14 protein-coding genes are annotated in these 12,536 nt (G+C 46.4%); 10 read left to right on the top strand and 4 right to left on the bottom strand.

Annotation, left to right across the window (positions count from 1 at the left end):
• Nucleotides 1-58 precede the first annotated feature (58 nt).
• Nucleotides 59-1,159, top strand: a complete 1,101-nt coding sequence (locus tag LPA26_RS11050) for a mechanosensitive ion channel family protein (RefSeq protein ID WP_229008393.1) — start codon at nt 59-61, stop codon at nt 1,157-1,159.
• Nucleotides 1,160-1,189: 30 nt separating this feature from the next.
• Here the strand turns inward: LPA26_RS11050 and LPA26_RS11045 are convergent, their stop codons facing one another.
• From LPA26_RS11045 to LPA26_RS11030, 4 genes are all read right to left on the bottom strand, one after another.
• Nucleotides 1,190-2,497, bottom strand: coding sequence for a chloride channel protein (locus LPA26_RS11045; RefSeq protein ID WP_229008392.1), 1,308 nt, complete (start codon nt 2,495-2,497; stop codon nt 1,190-1,192).
• A 25-nt stretch (nt 2,498-2,522) separates the two neighbouring features.
• A complete protein-coding gene (locus tag LPA26_RS11040) occupies nt 2,523-2,918 on the bottom strand; it encodes a YccF domain-containing protein (protein ID WP_229008391.1) in 396 nt (131 codons plus the stop codon).
• A 132-nt stretch (nt 2,919-3,050) separates the two neighbouring features.
• The gene (locus LPA26_RS11035; RefSeq protein ID WP_229008390.1) at nt 3,051-3,401 is read right to left on the bottom strand and encodes a hypothetical protein; all 351 of its coding nucleotides are present in this window, start codon (nt 3,399-3,401) and stop codon (nt 3,051-3,053) included.
• A gap of 412 nt (nt 3,402-3,813) precedes the next feature.
• Nucleotides 3,814-4,389 (bottom strand): MOSC domain-containing protein, encoded by a 576-nt coding sequence (locus LPA26_RS11030; protein ID WP_229008389.1) that lies wholly within the window; start codon nt 4,387-4,389, stop codon nt 3,814-3,816.
• A 403-nt stretch (nt 4,390-4,792) separates the two neighbouring features.
• Here LPA26_RS11030 and LPA26_RS11025 point away from each other — a divergent pair, with 403 nt between their 5' ends.
• Genes LPA26_RS11025 through LPA26_RS10985 form a run of 9 tightly spaced genes read left to right on the top strand, consistent with a single transcriptional unit; the run spans nt 4,793 to nt 12,534 of the window.
• The gene (locus tag LPA26_RS11025) at nt 4,793-5,062 is read left to right on the top strand and encodes a flagellar biosynthetic protein FliQ (RefSeq protein WP_255659233.1); all 270 of its coding nucleotides are present in this window, start codon (nt 4,793-4,795) and stop codon (nt 5,060-5,062) included.
• A 5-nt stretch (nt 5,063-5,067) separates the two neighbouring features.
• Nucleotides 5,068-5,835 carry a flagellar biosynthetic protein FliR gene (locus tag LPA26_RS11020; RefSeq protein ID WP_229008387.1) on the top strand — a complete coding sequence of 256 codons (768 nt, stop codon included), beginning with the start codon at nt 5,068-5,070 and terminating at the stop codon, nt 5,833-5,835.
• Nucleotides 5,828-6,901: a flagellar biosynthesis protein FlhB gene (locus LPA26_RS11015; RefSeq protein WP_229008386.1), complete on the top strand. Its 1,074-nt coding sequence runs from the start codon at nt 5,828-5,830 to the stop codon at nt 6,899-6,901. Before LPA26_RS11020 ends, LPA26_RS11015 begins: the two co-directional genes overlap by 8 nt.
• A gap of 7 nt (nt 6,902-6,908) precedes the next feature.
• Nucleotides 6,909-8,945, top strand: coding sequence for a flagellar biosynthesis protein FlhA (flhA, locus tag LPA26_RS11010; protein WP_229008385.1), 2,037 nt, complete (start codon nt 6,909-6,911; stop codon nt 8,943-8,945).
• Nucleotides 8,942-10,144 carry a hypothetical protein gene (locus LPA26_RS11005; protein WP_229008384.1) on the top strand — a complete coding sequence of 401 codons (1,203 nt, stop codon included), beginning with the start codon at nt 8,942-8,944 and terminating at the stop codon, nt 10,142-10,144. The genes flhA and LPA26_RS11005 overlap by 4 nt, the downstream gene beginning before the upstream one ends.
• Complete coding sequence (locus tag LPA26_RS11000) at nt 10,144-10,422, top strand: hypothetical protein (RefSeq protein ID WP_229008383.1); 279 nt, start codon at nt 10,144-10,146, stop codon at nt 10,420-10,422. Before LPA26_RS11005 ends, LPA26_RS11000 begins: the two co-directional genes overlap by 1 nt.
• On the top strand, nt 10,419-11,123 hold the full coding sequence (locus LPA26_RS10995) for a flagellar hook-basal body protein (protein WP_229008382.1): 705 nt from the start codon (nt 10,419-10,421) through the stop codon (nt 11,121-11,123). Before LPA26_RS11000 ends, LPA26_RS10995 begins: the two co-directional genes overlap by 4 nt.
• A 47-nt stretch (nt 11,124-11,170) precedes the next feature.
• Nucleotides 11,171-11,944: a flagellar basal-body rod protein FlgG gene (flgG, locus tag LPA26_RS10990; protein WP_229008381.1), complete on the top strand. Its 774-nt coding sequence runs from the start codon at nt 11,171-11,173 to the stop codon at nt 11,942-11,944.
• A 2-nt stretch (nt 11,945-11,946) separates the two neighbouring features.
• Nucleotides 11,947-12,534: a flagellar basal body L-ring protein FlgH gene (locus tag LPA26_RS10985; protein WP_229008380.1), complete on the top strand. Its 588-nt coding sequence runs from the start codon at nt 11,947-11,949 to the stop codon at nt 12,532-12,534.
• The last annotated feature ends 2 nt before the right edge of the window (nt 12,535-12,536 follow it).

Here is a 12,536-nt window from a genome sequence, read left to right as displayed (position 1 = left end):
TTCTGTAAGTTCAAATAAACATCCTGACTAATCATTAACCTTTCATATAAGGAAAGAAATGAATAGCTGGCTTCAATATAAATTTCTAAGTTTCACCATCAATGAGTGGCTCTATACCTTGCTGATTTTCGCGATCACCTATATGGGATTGCTGCTGATCCGGAAATTTACCATTAAGAAAATCTCTAAATTTACTTTAACAAACCCGACAAAACTGGGTGATTTGGTTATCGAGGTAATGCGCAGTACCAATCAATTAACGTTTGCATTATTTTCATTGCTGTTTGCCATGCACTTCCTGGAGTTGAACGCCAAGTGGGTCACTCGCCTGGATTATCTTTCTTTCTTTGTAATTGGTATTCAGGTAGCCATATGGTTTAGCAAAGGAATCAGCCTATGGGCTAAAGCTAAAGTGGTCGCCACCGATGGCTCAGCCGAAAATGCAGTGCTGACCACGATGCTTTCCTGGATTTTCAAAACGGTTGTCTGGTCAATTGCACTGCTAAGTATTCTGGCAAACATGGGTGTGAATATCACCGCTTTTGTCGCCAGTCTGGGCGTGGGCGGGGTGGCAGTTGCCTTAGCCGTGCAGAATATACTCAGTGATTTATTTGCATCGCTAGCGATCGGCTTGGATAAACCGTTTGTGATCGGCGATTTTATTATTTTCGGTGATGTGCTCGGCACGGTAGAGCGCGTTGGTTTAAAAACCACGCATATTCGTAGCCTGAGTGGCGAACAGATTGTCTGTGGCAATACTGAGTTACTTAAAAATACCATTCATAACTACAAACGCATGGCAGAAAGACGAGTGGTTTTTGAGTTTCGCGTTACATACGGGACCAAAGCAGATGTGGTTGAACAAATCCCGGAGATCGTTAAGCAAGCAATCACATCACAATCCCAAACCAGATTCGACCGCGCCCACTTTAAGGGATTTGGGCTTAGCTCACTGGATTTTGAAGTGGTTTATTACGTGCTGGATAGCAGTTACAACATATATATGGATAAACAACAAGCAATCAATTTATACCTAATGCGCGAACTGGAATCCATGAACGTCAGCTTTGCTTTCCCAACCATGACGTTGAATCTGTCTAAAAATGCTGAGCTGAAAATGCGACTTCCTGAAGGTACACTGAGCCCTTCATTACAGTGACAAGCGCTATAAAATACTGCTTAGCAGCTACTAGGTTTGCACACCTTTTGCAAACTTGGTAGAAAGCACTGCATATAGCGGGCGACTATATACACGCGAAGTCGCGGTGGCGATCAGTGAAACCGCCATCAGGCTGATGACCATCTCGTGCCCGTCTATCATTTCCATCACGATAATAAATGAGGTAATGGGTGCCTGTGTAACACCAGCCAGAAAGCCAGCCATACATAAAGCGGTCATCGCAATCACCATTCCATCATAATGAAAGATACTCGCGAGGTCGTAGCCTATGCCTGCCCCAATCGAAAGCGCTGGCGCAAAGATACCTCCGGGAATGCCACTTAAATACGTGAAAATAGTGGCTAGATACTTGACCACTGGATAGTACCAAGTTTCATCGATTGAGCCATGCAGCATCGCTTTAGTCAGCGAGTATCCTGAGCCATTCGCCGCACCGTGACTCACGATGCCAAGCCCTGCCACCAACAAAGCGCAAAACCCGGTCCAGTAATAGGGGTGATTAGTGCGAAAGGTCGTGACTTTACCGGGCAGATTATCTGAAAACTCGATCAGAACCTTACTGAAAATACCGCCGGTTACCCCACAAACCAGCCCGCAGATCAGTACCGGCAGCAAAATATCTTTATTGATGATGCCCACATTCAGATGACCAAAGTAAGTGTAATTACCTTGAATAGATATAGAAACCAGCCCGGCCAGCACAATCGCTGTAATCATGACGCCATTGGTTTTTTGTTCGAATTTACGGCTTAACTCTTCAATGGCAAAAATAATTCCTGCCAATGGCGTATTAAAAGCGGCTGAGATGCCCGCTGCACCGCCAGCAAGTATCAGGTGTTTAGGGTCTATGGTGAAGCTTGCCGGCAAGAATCTTCGAAAGCTGTGCATGATACTTGCGCCAACCTGCACAGATGGCCCCTCTCTCCCTGCCGAAAACCCCGCGGCAAGCCCCAATGTGACAAGGAAGAATTTAGCAATGGCTATCTTTATGGATATCAAATGACTGATAGGCTGGTGTTCATCATGATTTAAAGCCGCCATCGTTTGCGGGATGCCACTACCGGAAGCTCCTTTAAACCAGGTCCTGGTAACCCATATAATGAAAATGCCTACCACCGGCATCATCAAAATAGGTACCCACCAAATCTCGGATTGAATCCCCTCAAAAAATGAGATTGCTTTCTCGGTAGCCTTTGCAAAAAGAACGATCACCAGACCTGTGGCAGCAGCGGCCGACCAGATAATGAATCTGCCCAGCCAGGCATGAACATCACTCAGTTGAATCGATGACACTATTTTTTTTAATTGGCTGAACATTATTGTTTTTCTTCGTTAAGGCAAACTATTTAGTCACTATGGTTTTACCAATAGGGGCCAGTGCAAGCACTGCAAGTTTGAGGTGTTGAATACCAAAAGGGATACCGATAATTGTGATGAAGCAGGCAAGCGCAGAAGCAACATGACCAATCGCCAGCCATGCACCAGCGAAGATAAACCAAATGACGTTTCCTACAAATCCAAGTGTACCTGTGCCAATGTCATCCTTGTGATTTAACTCTCTCCGACTCACCGCTTCTCGACCAAATGGCAAGAAAGTAAATTGACCAATCACGAAGCACGCCTTACCCCAAGGAATACCGATGATTGTTAAGAAGGCCAAAATGCCAAAAAACCACCAGGCCAGGCCCATGAAAAAACCACCAAAAATAAACCAGAGAAAATTACCGATACTACGCATTTTTGTTCCCCTTTTGCATGCGGAAGAGATGATTGACTAAACATAACGTAAAAAAGACTCAACTAACAGCATTCGAGTCTTTTCTATCAATATTTTTCTAATGCATCAATAAATCGATGTTTCAGAGTTTAGTTATCCAGTTTTCTTGGGGCTCCAATTGTTCAACTCGAACAAAACACCTACATCTCCAGTATTCCAAACCACTTCCTCCAAACCCCAATGGATGATATGCGTCGTGCTCCCAAACACATTCGGTGTGGAAATGTCATCCCCTTTTTCAGTATGCAAGTGAATAATATCTCCTTCCTTGACCTCTTTAGGATAGAACCAATACACCTGGCATAGCTTATTTGAGAATGAAGTGTCATAGTCCGCATCTGCAACCATATAATTTTGGAGTTGGCATGCTGCTTTGGCTTTAAGCTCAACAAATTCATCCCTTAGATTTCCGTGGTTGTGAATAGCTACGATCTCTAAATTCATATTACTTCTCCATAACTTTTTATCAAGCAACTCTAAGGAAGTTAATTCTTGTGTAGATGAACCACCTTTGAGTTTTTCACTGTCGTCGCGAATTATCCAAAACTGATATTAGCGATGGATAAACAAGTAAACTTCTTCTTTGGTATGATAAATTGATTATCGCAGTGGTATTTAACGCTGCATGTAATGTTCAATACATCAGCATTTATCTCATTTAATTGTAGGATGAGACTTACCGGCTATGAGTGGAATTAAGAAGTAACCTGACATCATTACGAAAGGATTAGTGATGCAATAGGCGCATCCTATGGGGAACATTACTTGTTGTTAACGGGAAAATAAGTTTTGGATATACATTCAACCCACAGTGAGAAGATTCAAATTGGATTACACAGTTTTAAAACGTTTGCTGCTAGTCATTGCCAAACAAGGGTAGGGAGGATTGCTGAGGTTTATCAATGTCAGTCCCTACAACTATCTTTACCGAATCTCCAATACGTAACAGACCACCTCGTATAATCCGTGCCGTTATCCCGCCATGGCCGCGCATGGCGTTGTAACCACCTGTCCCTAGCACTTGTTCCATTTTTGAGCATGGCTCACAAGGGCCACTTACCTCCAGTACCACATCACCTATCAATAAATGTAACGGCTGATCTTTGAATAGCGATTTTGTCGCCAGCAGATTGATGCCGGAAACAATCAGATTGCGCCTGAGCAAAGCCGGATCAACCTGTGAATGACCAGTGAGCGCTGCTATCACGGGTAAATGCTCTGCCTGCAGTAATGTCACTTGTCGCTTATTTCCATTCGGAGTCGATGACTGGCGCAAACTTATGCGATCTCCCTGTAATCCAAGGTTAGCAATCGCTTGGACTTGATCTTGTTGCAAACAAGGCTGATCACGGTCCGGACGCAGGTAAATGGCATCCAGTCGTCCGTGCTGGCTAAAATGTTGAGTCAACTGACGTAGGGGGAAGAATTGCATTTAGAAGATCATGTTCAAATGAGAATTAATTTGGCAAACTTTACCCCAGCGAAGTTTCAGGAATTTTCCAGCCTTATCGGCCAGATTATCAGGTATGTTAATGATATCTAATGTTGACGGGATGGCAGGATTTTCTTGTGTTTTTATTTTTTAAACCCTTCTTCACATTTTAGGATTGCCCATATCTTGGTTGTAAGGAACCATTTTCTAAAAAAGTTAGGTGGTTAATAAACAAAAGTTCCTAAAATTTTATTTATTTACATATGTTTACATATTGGCTATCATCTATTCTTCAAAGATAATTTATATTAAACAGCGTTTTATAAAGTTTGATTAATGTTTTTAGTTGTTAGCTTTAAATTGACACTAATTTAATAATTGATATACAAGTTTCGGGTGAGTTATGGGAGCGGATGTTGCTTTAACACTAGTATCGAGGATGCTTTGGATGAGCATGCTCATTATGGCTCCTTTACTACTATTAGTGATGTTTGTTGGCATTTTGGTAAGTATTTTTCAGGTAGTTACCCAAATTCAGGAAATGTCTCTTTCATTTGTTCCAAAGCTGATTACTCTTGTGGTGGTTTTGCAGGTATTCGGTCCTTGGATGTTGCGTTCGCTTGTTAATTACGCATCTCAATTAATCAATTCCATTCCGCAGTATTTGCAGTAATGGTCATGCAAAATTTGTTAGCGTGGGCTGCATTAGTGCTGATGGCTTCCATCAGACTTGGAATGGTTTTCATTTCTACTCCGCTGCTGGGGAATGTACCGGTGCCGCGCACTGCTAAGATCATCCTGGTTTTAGGGTTGTCATTGCTATTTTTAAATCAGACGCAACTGAATCCTTCTTTCCTTATTGATCCTGCTAACTTGATGGTACTGATTGTGACCGAGTGTCTAGCGGGGGCTATGCTGGCATGTTCCATTCTAGCTACCTTTGCGGTATTCCATTTTGCTGGGCGCCTGCTGGACTCTCAGATTGGTTTTGGCTTGGCAGGTTTAGTGGATCTGGCGACTCGTAATAATATGCCGCTACTGGGCACCGTCTTAAGTATGGCAGCGATTTGGGCATTTATGGCGCTGGACGGACATTGGGCGCTGATGCAGGTGGTGCAGTTATCCTATGAAGTCATTCCGCTCGGTAGCTCTTTCTATCAAGTAAATCCGCAGGCAATGGTTGCTTATTTTGGTAGCGTTTTTTCTTTTGGCTTTATGGTGGTGGCACCGGTAGTGGTGGCGCTTTTTATTGTGGATCTGGCGATGGCGTTTATGTCACGCACCATGCCGCAGATGAATGTGTTTGTGATGTCGCTGGCGGTGAAAGTGATTGTCGGTTTGTTGTTGCTGGCAATGACATTGCCGCATGCCGGTTTCCTGTTAAGGCGTATCTTTGATGCCCTGTTTGATTCCTATGATCAATTGTTAGGGGCGAGTGGTGGCTGAACAGGACCAAAACCGTAGCGAAGAGGCCACCCCGTTTAAACGCGAGGAGGCCCGCAAAAAAGGTTCAGTTGCCAAGAGCCTGGATGTGAATTCCTTTGGTATCCTGGCAATCGCCCTGATTGGTTTTTATATCTTTGGTGCACGCATCTACAGTCAGGAGTTGTCGCTGTTCGCACGTATCTTCCAGGATATTCCCAACGCGGTATTTGGAGTAGACCCGATGGCGACGCTGTTGTCGAGCTATCTGAAAGCCTCCATCATGGTGCTGGCTCCTTTTCTTGCGTTACTAGTAGTAGGTGGCGCTCTAATTAATTTTTTTCAAATCGGCCCGATTTTCTCGTGGGTGCCGCTCAAGCCAGATTTAAACCGCATCAATCCTATCGCAGGCTTTAAGCGTCTGTTCTCCATGAAGATGCTGTTTGAGGCGATTAAAACCGTGCTGAAATTTGTGATCTTGGGCGTGGTGTTCTTTTTTGTATTCTCAGGCATGCTGCCGGAATTTTTCTGGATACAGAATGTGATGGCCAGGCAGGCAGGTGCTGCCATGTTTGCGATGGTATCGTCGGTGTGGTTGAAATTGCTGATCGCTTTTGCATTTATTGCATTGCTGGACCTGATCCTCTCTCGCTGGGATTATTCCAAGCGCTTACGTATGAGCCGTCGCGATATCACGGACGAGCACAAACGCCGTGAGGGGGATCCGCGCGTTAAGTCCCGCATCCGTGAGTTGCAGCGCGAAGCGTTGAAACGCGCCAAGAGCTTAGGCCGAGTCAAGGAAGCAGATGTGCTTATCACCAACCCTACCCATCTTGCGATAGCGATTAAATTTGATCAATCCATCATGAGCGTGCCGGTTGTGCTGGCAAAAGGGGCAGGTTTTATGGCAGCAAGAATGAAGGATATTGCCCGCCTGCACGGCGTGCCTGTCATAGAGCAACGCTTGTTGGCCAGGACCCTATTTAAAGAAGCTGTCATCGATGGGCATATCCCGGTTTCCCAATATGCAGATATCGCAAAAATTCTGTTCTGGGTATCGCAATTGAAAAAGTCAGCGGCTGTGCAGTGAGTCCTATATGTTGAAGAACCTGAAAAAGATTTTTGGCAACCAGGCGGATATTATCCTGATTCTTGCCATGGTCGGGATACTGATTGTCCTGTTCACGCCCATCCCTTCTCAGTTATTGGATTTTTTGCTACTGGCCAATTTAAGTTTTGCCCTGCTTATCTTGCTGCTGACTTTCTATGTAGAAAAGCCGGTCGATTTTTCCACGTTTCCACCTATGTTGTTGATGGCCACCTTGTTCAGGCTGTCACTCAATGTGGCCGCGACACGGCTTATTCTGGGTGAAGGCGATGCCGGTAAGGTCATTGGTGCCATAGGTAGTTACGTGGTACAGAACAATTACGTGATCGGGCTGGTGGTCTTCCTTATCCTGGTTGTGGTGCAATATGTGGTGGTGACCAATGGTGCGCAACGGGTGGCTGAAGTGGCAGCACGTTTTACACTGGACAGTATGCCGGGCCAGCAAATGAGTATTGATGCCGATCTCAATATGGGCTTCATTGACCAGGCAGAAGCGCAGAAAAGACGTAAGGATATCGAAAAGTCAGCTAACTTTTATGGTGCTATGGATGGTGCCAGCAAGTTTGTAAAAGGCGATGCGATTGCCGGTATCGTGATTCTGCTTATCGATATTTTCGGGGGGCTGGCTGTAGGCGTCATGCAACTGGGTATGTCATGGGGAGAAGCGGCGCAAACCTTTACCTTGCTGACCATAGGCGATGGTATCGTGACGCAGGTGCCGGCACTTGTGATTGCTGTAGGCACCGGTATTATCGTCACCCGCTCTGGTGAAGACAGTCAATTAAGCAAGGAAATGGCAACGCAGATTTCCGCGCACCCTAAAGCTATTTACCTGGTGATTGCCGCTTTACTGGGTATTGCGTTCCTGCCAGGCATGCCGGTATTTCCCATTCTATTGATTATGGTTATTTTCGGCTTGCTGGCCTATTGGGTGTCAGGTACAAAATCGGCGACCAAGAAAGAATCCGAAACAGCGGAAGATGATGCCGAACAAAGCGTCGAAAGCTTGCTTACTATAGACCCCATAGAAATATCTATCGGTCAGGACCTCATACAACTGGTCAATGCGGATGATGCCATTGTCATGGATCGCATTTCCAGTTTCAGGAAACAATACGCACTCGAAGCAGGTTTCGTCATCACTGCCATCAAAATGCGCGATGATAAGAAACTTAATCCTTTCCAGTACAAAGTCAGTTTATATGGCGTCGCGTATGGCGATGCGGAAATTTTGCCCGGTCATTTTCTGGCCATACATCCAAGTGGGCGTGGTGAAAAGCTGGAAGGTGTGGAAACACGTGACCCGACCTATGGCCTGCCTGCGGTATGGGTGAACGAGGCTAACCGGTCTATGGCTAAAGCCAAGGGCTATACCCTGGTCGATCCACTTACCGTATTCATGACGCATTTGACGGATATTCTGAAAAAGAATGCCTCCAATCTTTTGAGCCGCACTGAAGTGACTTCCATCCTTAACCGTATACGTGAAGCAAACGGTGCCTTGGTCGATGAAGTCATTCCTAATGTGCTTTCTGCCGCTGAAATTCAGAAAGTATTGCAGAATTTACTCAGGGAAGGCGTTTCTATCCGCAACCTGGAAGGTATTTTCGAAGTGCTGGCCGATAGTGGTCGTCAGACTAAGAATGCAGACCAGCTCACTGAAGCGGTGCGCAACAAACTTGGGCCGGCGATCTGCCAGAGCTTGATGTCGGGCAAGTCGGAATTGGCGGTAATTACACTGGACCCCAACATCGAGCAGAAGATTGCGGAATCCATCCATGTTTCCGAAGAGGCTAGCAAGTTAATGATAGATCCGCGCTTTACCGAGGCAGTGGTATCCAGGTTGGCGGCACAGGTCGAATCTATGATGAAGAACAATATGGCGCCAGTGCTGCTGTGCGCGCCGGAGTTAAGGCGACATATCCGCACACTCACCGAGCGCGTATTACCGCACCTGCATGTGGTCTCCATGACTGAAGTGCCTGTCACTTTGCGTTTGAGTTCGTTCGGGGTGGTCAAAACATGAAACTGACCAATGTGCCTCCTATCATTAACCAGGCCAACCGGCCGAATGATGACCTTTCATTGGTTATCCAGCAGCAGGACTGGTTAAAAACCATTTCCCTGGGCCAGATCATCAAAGGCAAAGTGTTGAAAGTCTATGATGGCAACCGTTATGGAGTCATGATTGGCGGCCAGGAGCGGGTGGTGGATTCCACTATTGCATTCCACGTTGGCCAGCAACTCAGTACTAAAGTAATGGATATTCAGGGTGACAAAGTCTCCCTTAAGCTGACTGAACGTTCTTCTGGCAACGAGACATTTTCTGCTAAACCTGAACAAACCACTGCCCAAACCTTGGTGGAGAGTTTGATCAGAGAGTTTAACCTGCAGCGATTGACTACAGCACAGCAACAGTCCATAGACGGTATCGCAAAGTCATTCAAGCAGGATAAGTTTGCTATCAAACTGGCCTTATATCTGGCCAAGAATGGTCTGCCTGTGTCAGAACCGCTGATCCGAAACCTCATAAAAAGTGCCACCGAGCCTGCACGGCTGGCGGTGCTTGACACACCCGTAGACTATGCTGGCTTGTCCAGGCCTTCTGAAGAAATGCCCGTGCTTTACCAGGCCATAGCCGAAGCATTCAGAGGTGCAAGCATGCATCCAGAAAATGAGAATGAAGCCTCGCAGGAATCTCGTACACAAGATGGCGTGCGGGACCAAAATGTCAATGGTGGTTATACGCTCGCATCAATGTTTGAACAGCGTGAATCCGACTTCGATGATGAGTCTGAGCAGACACCCTTCATGAAGTTGCTGAATATTGATACCGAAGGCGCTATTGCCCATTCTTTTGATGTGCTCTCCCTTATTATCAATGATCGGTTGTTGGAATTTGATGTTGCTTTTTTTGACCAGGCGCACACGCAAACTGGTGCAACCTCAAGCAAGCAAATCGTGTTCGAACTGGAAACCGGCGCAGGCAAAGTTGGTGTGGTGGCAAAGCTGGTGAATAACCGGCTCAGCCTGGCATTCAATGCCGAACAGTCCGCGCTACTTGAAGCCTTGCAGCAGCAAAAAGAGACGTTTTCCGAGACATTGACTGAAGCAGGCTGGATATTGGAGCAGGCACATTATGCATCGCATACCACGCAAGGTTCAGCCATGGCGGCAGTCATAGACCATGTGCTTGCACAGGGCAGTATGGAGCGGGTGTTGTGATGCATAAGCCAAAAACCGTGGTCGCCTTGTCATTCGCCCCAGAGTCTTTGCTGCCGCAAGTCGTATTTAACGATAGTGGCAAATATGCGGAAAATTTTGAAGCCGAATTCAGGAAAGTACATGCTGATCACCGGATCATCAAAGACCCTGAGTTATTACAGCGCTTGTCGGCATTGCCGGTGAATAGTGTTATTTCACCGGATTTATACCAGCTAGTCGCCATGCTGATTGTGCATGTGTTTTCGGTTGAGGCATTATTAAAGAGGAGTAAGTCGTGATTGATCCAGTGTATTTAATCGGTAGCAGCGTCCAATACGATGTTCAGCGCCTGAATACGATTTCAAATAATGCCGCCAATGCACTAACGCCAGGCTTCAAACGCGAGTTTCTTTCCCTGAGCGGGCAATATGATTTCAGTATGCCACCTTTGCTTAGTACCACTTTGTCATCAAATGTGGACTATAGGCCCGGGGTTTACAGGCAAACCAGTCGCTCTCTGGATTTTACGATTTCTGGTAAAGGCTATTTTGAAATCGACACTATTCATGGCCGGGCATATACCCGCACGGGAGCGTTCAGGCTGGATGAAAACGGAACTCTTGTGACACAACAGGGTGATGCTGTCTATGGCGTGAATGGGAAAATCACATTACTGACAGATACCCCCGTGGTTGATGGTCAAGGCCAGGTTTACGAGAATGGCAAATTGATTGCCCAGTTGAAAATAGTGGATGTGGCGCAACCAGACACATTGCAGCACATAGGGGGCGGCATTTATTTGCCGCAGGACAACACACAGGCGCAGTTACTGGATAACCCAAAAGTAGTGCAGGGTGGACTGGAAAGTTCGAATGTGGATTCCGCCTCTGAAATGGTGAGTTTGATTGAAACTATGCGTCATTACGAGTTGAGTCACAAAGTGATGCAGGCCTATGATGATTTGAGCGACAAGATGGTCAGGAATCTCGGGCAGTTCTGAGTAGGCAGTTAGTTGTTTAAACAATAAAAAAGACACAGGGAGTAATAATGATTGACGCATTATATATAGGTGCCACCGGCATGCAGGCACAGCAACAGCATGTGGATGTGATTGCCAATAACTTGGCCAACGTAAATACCTCGGGTTTCAAGAAGAATCGGGTCTTGTTTCAGGATGCCTATTACCGGGCGCAACAACTCTCCGCTAGTGGGGAGGCCAACCAGGCCATCCTGCTGGGCATGGGCACGCTGATTGCCAGTAACAACAAGTCTTTTTTGCAGGGTGATGTGAAAGCGACTGAGTCACCTCTGGATTTGGCTATCCGTGGCAATGGTTTCTTCGAAGTGTTGCTGCCGGACGGTAGTAGTGCTTATACCCGGCACGGCGCATTGAAAGTCAATGAGAATGGTGTGCTTGCGACAGTGTCCGGCTATGAACTCAAGCAACAGATCGAGATCCCCGTGGACTCTGTAGAAGTGGTCATAGACGCCAGTGGGAAAGTGTCGTCACGTAATTCGAAAGATAACGCACTGGCTGAGATCGGGCAGATCGAGTTATCGTCATTTTCCAATAGTGAAGGCTTAAAGCCGGTGGGGGATAATCTTTTCACGGTGACGGACGCTGCCGGGCAAGTCACTGTTAACAAGCCGGGTGAAGATGGCCTGGGCACTTTGGCGCAGGGCTACCTGGAAGGCTCCAATGTCAAATTATCCGAAGAAATGGTCAACCTGGTATTGGCACAAAGGGCATACGAGCTTAGCGCCAAAGTGATACAGGCTTCTGACGAAATGCTTTCAATCAGCAATAACCTGAGAAGATAACCATGCGAACATCCCATTTCACATTGCCTATAACGGCTGCGCTGTTGCTGCTGGTTAGCCTTGATGGCCTGGCGCAAAACCTTTACCGCGCCGACCAATATCGGCCATTGGTGTCGGACAGGCGCGCGCATAGGGTAGGCGATATCCTCACCGTGTTGGTTGTCGAGAACTCTTCAGCTTCGGCCACTGCTGGCACCAATACCGATAAAAGCAATGAATTGGGTGTGCAATTTTCATCTCCTAATACCACGCAAAAAAACTACGGTTTATCCATAGACCAAAACTATGATGGTGGCGGTAAAAGCGCCAGGACCGGCAAGTTACTGGCGCAAATTTCGGTAGAGGTCAAAGGGGTGGAGTCGAATGGCGACCTGCTGATCAACGGCGTGCAGGATATTGAGATCAATGATGAAAAGCAAACCATTAACCTGGCCGGGAAAGTTAGGTCTATTGATGTTGATGAGCGCAATACCGTGCTTTCTACAAGAGTTGCCAATGCAAAGATCACCTATGTAGGCAATGGTGTACTGGCTGAAAGTCAGCATAAGGGCTGGCTTTCCAGGCTGATCACTTTGTTTGGTTTATTTTAGGA

It is taken from the genome of Methylophilus sp. Leaf408 (assembly GCF_916856905.1).
In the GTDB taxonomy this organism is placed as follows: Bacteria; Pseudomonadota; Gammaproteobacteria; order Burkholderiales; family Methylophilaceae; genus Methylophilus.
This window is presented reverse-complemented; position numbering and strand designations above follow the sequence as displayed.

Excerpts from the sequence above, each read along its gene's own strand:
- LPA26_RS11050 (WP_229008393.1), top strand. The coding sequence starts at position 59 with ATGAATAGCTGGCTTCAATATAAATTTCTAAGTTTCACCATCAATGAG.
- LPA26_RS11045 (WP_229008392.1), bottom strand. The coding sequence starts at position 2,497 with ATGTTCAGCCAATTAAAAAAAATAGTGTCATCGATTCAACTGAGTGAT.
- LPA26_RS11040 (WP_229008391.1), bottom strand. The coding sequence starts at position 2,918 with ATGCGTAGTATCGGTAATTTTCTCTGGTTTATTTTTGGTGGTTTTTTC.
- LPA26_RS11035 (WP_229008390.1), bottom strand. The coding sequence starts at position 3,401 with ATGAATTTAGAGATCGTAGCTATTCACAACCACGGAAATCTAAGGGAT.
- LPA26_RS11030 (WP_229008389.1), bottom strand. The coding sequence starts at position 4,389 with ATGCAATTCTTCCCCCTACGTCAGTTGACTCAACATTTTAGCCAGCAC.
- LPA26_RS11025 (WP_255659233.1), top strand. The coding sequence starts at position 4,793 with ATGGGAGCGGATGTTGCTTTAACACTAGTATCGAGGATGCTTTGGATG.
- LPA26_RS11020 (WP_229008387.1), top strand. The coding sequence starts at position 5,068 with ATGCAAAATTTGTTAGCGTGGGCTGCATTAGTGCTGATGGCTTCCATC.
- flhA (WP_229008385.1), top strand. The coding sequence starts at position 6,909 with ATGTTGAAGAACCTGAAAAAGATTTTTGGCAACCAGGCGGATATTATC.
- LPA26_RS11005 (WP_229008384.1), top strand. The coding sequence starts at position 8,942 with ATGAAACTGACCAATGTGCCTCCTATCATTAACCAGGCCAACCGGCCG.
- LPA26_RS11000 (WP_229008383.1), top strand. The coding sequence starts at position 10,144 with ATGCATAAGCCAAAAACCGTGGTCGCCTTGTCATTCGCCCCAGAGTCT.
- flgG (WP_229008381.1), top strand. The coding sequence starts at position 11,171 with ATGATTGACGCATTATATATAGGTGCCACCGGCATGCAGGCACAGCAA.
- LPA26_RS10985 (WP_229008380.1), top strand. The coding sequence starts at position 11,947 with ATGCGAACATCCCATTTCACATTGCCTATAACGGCTGCGCTGTTGCTG.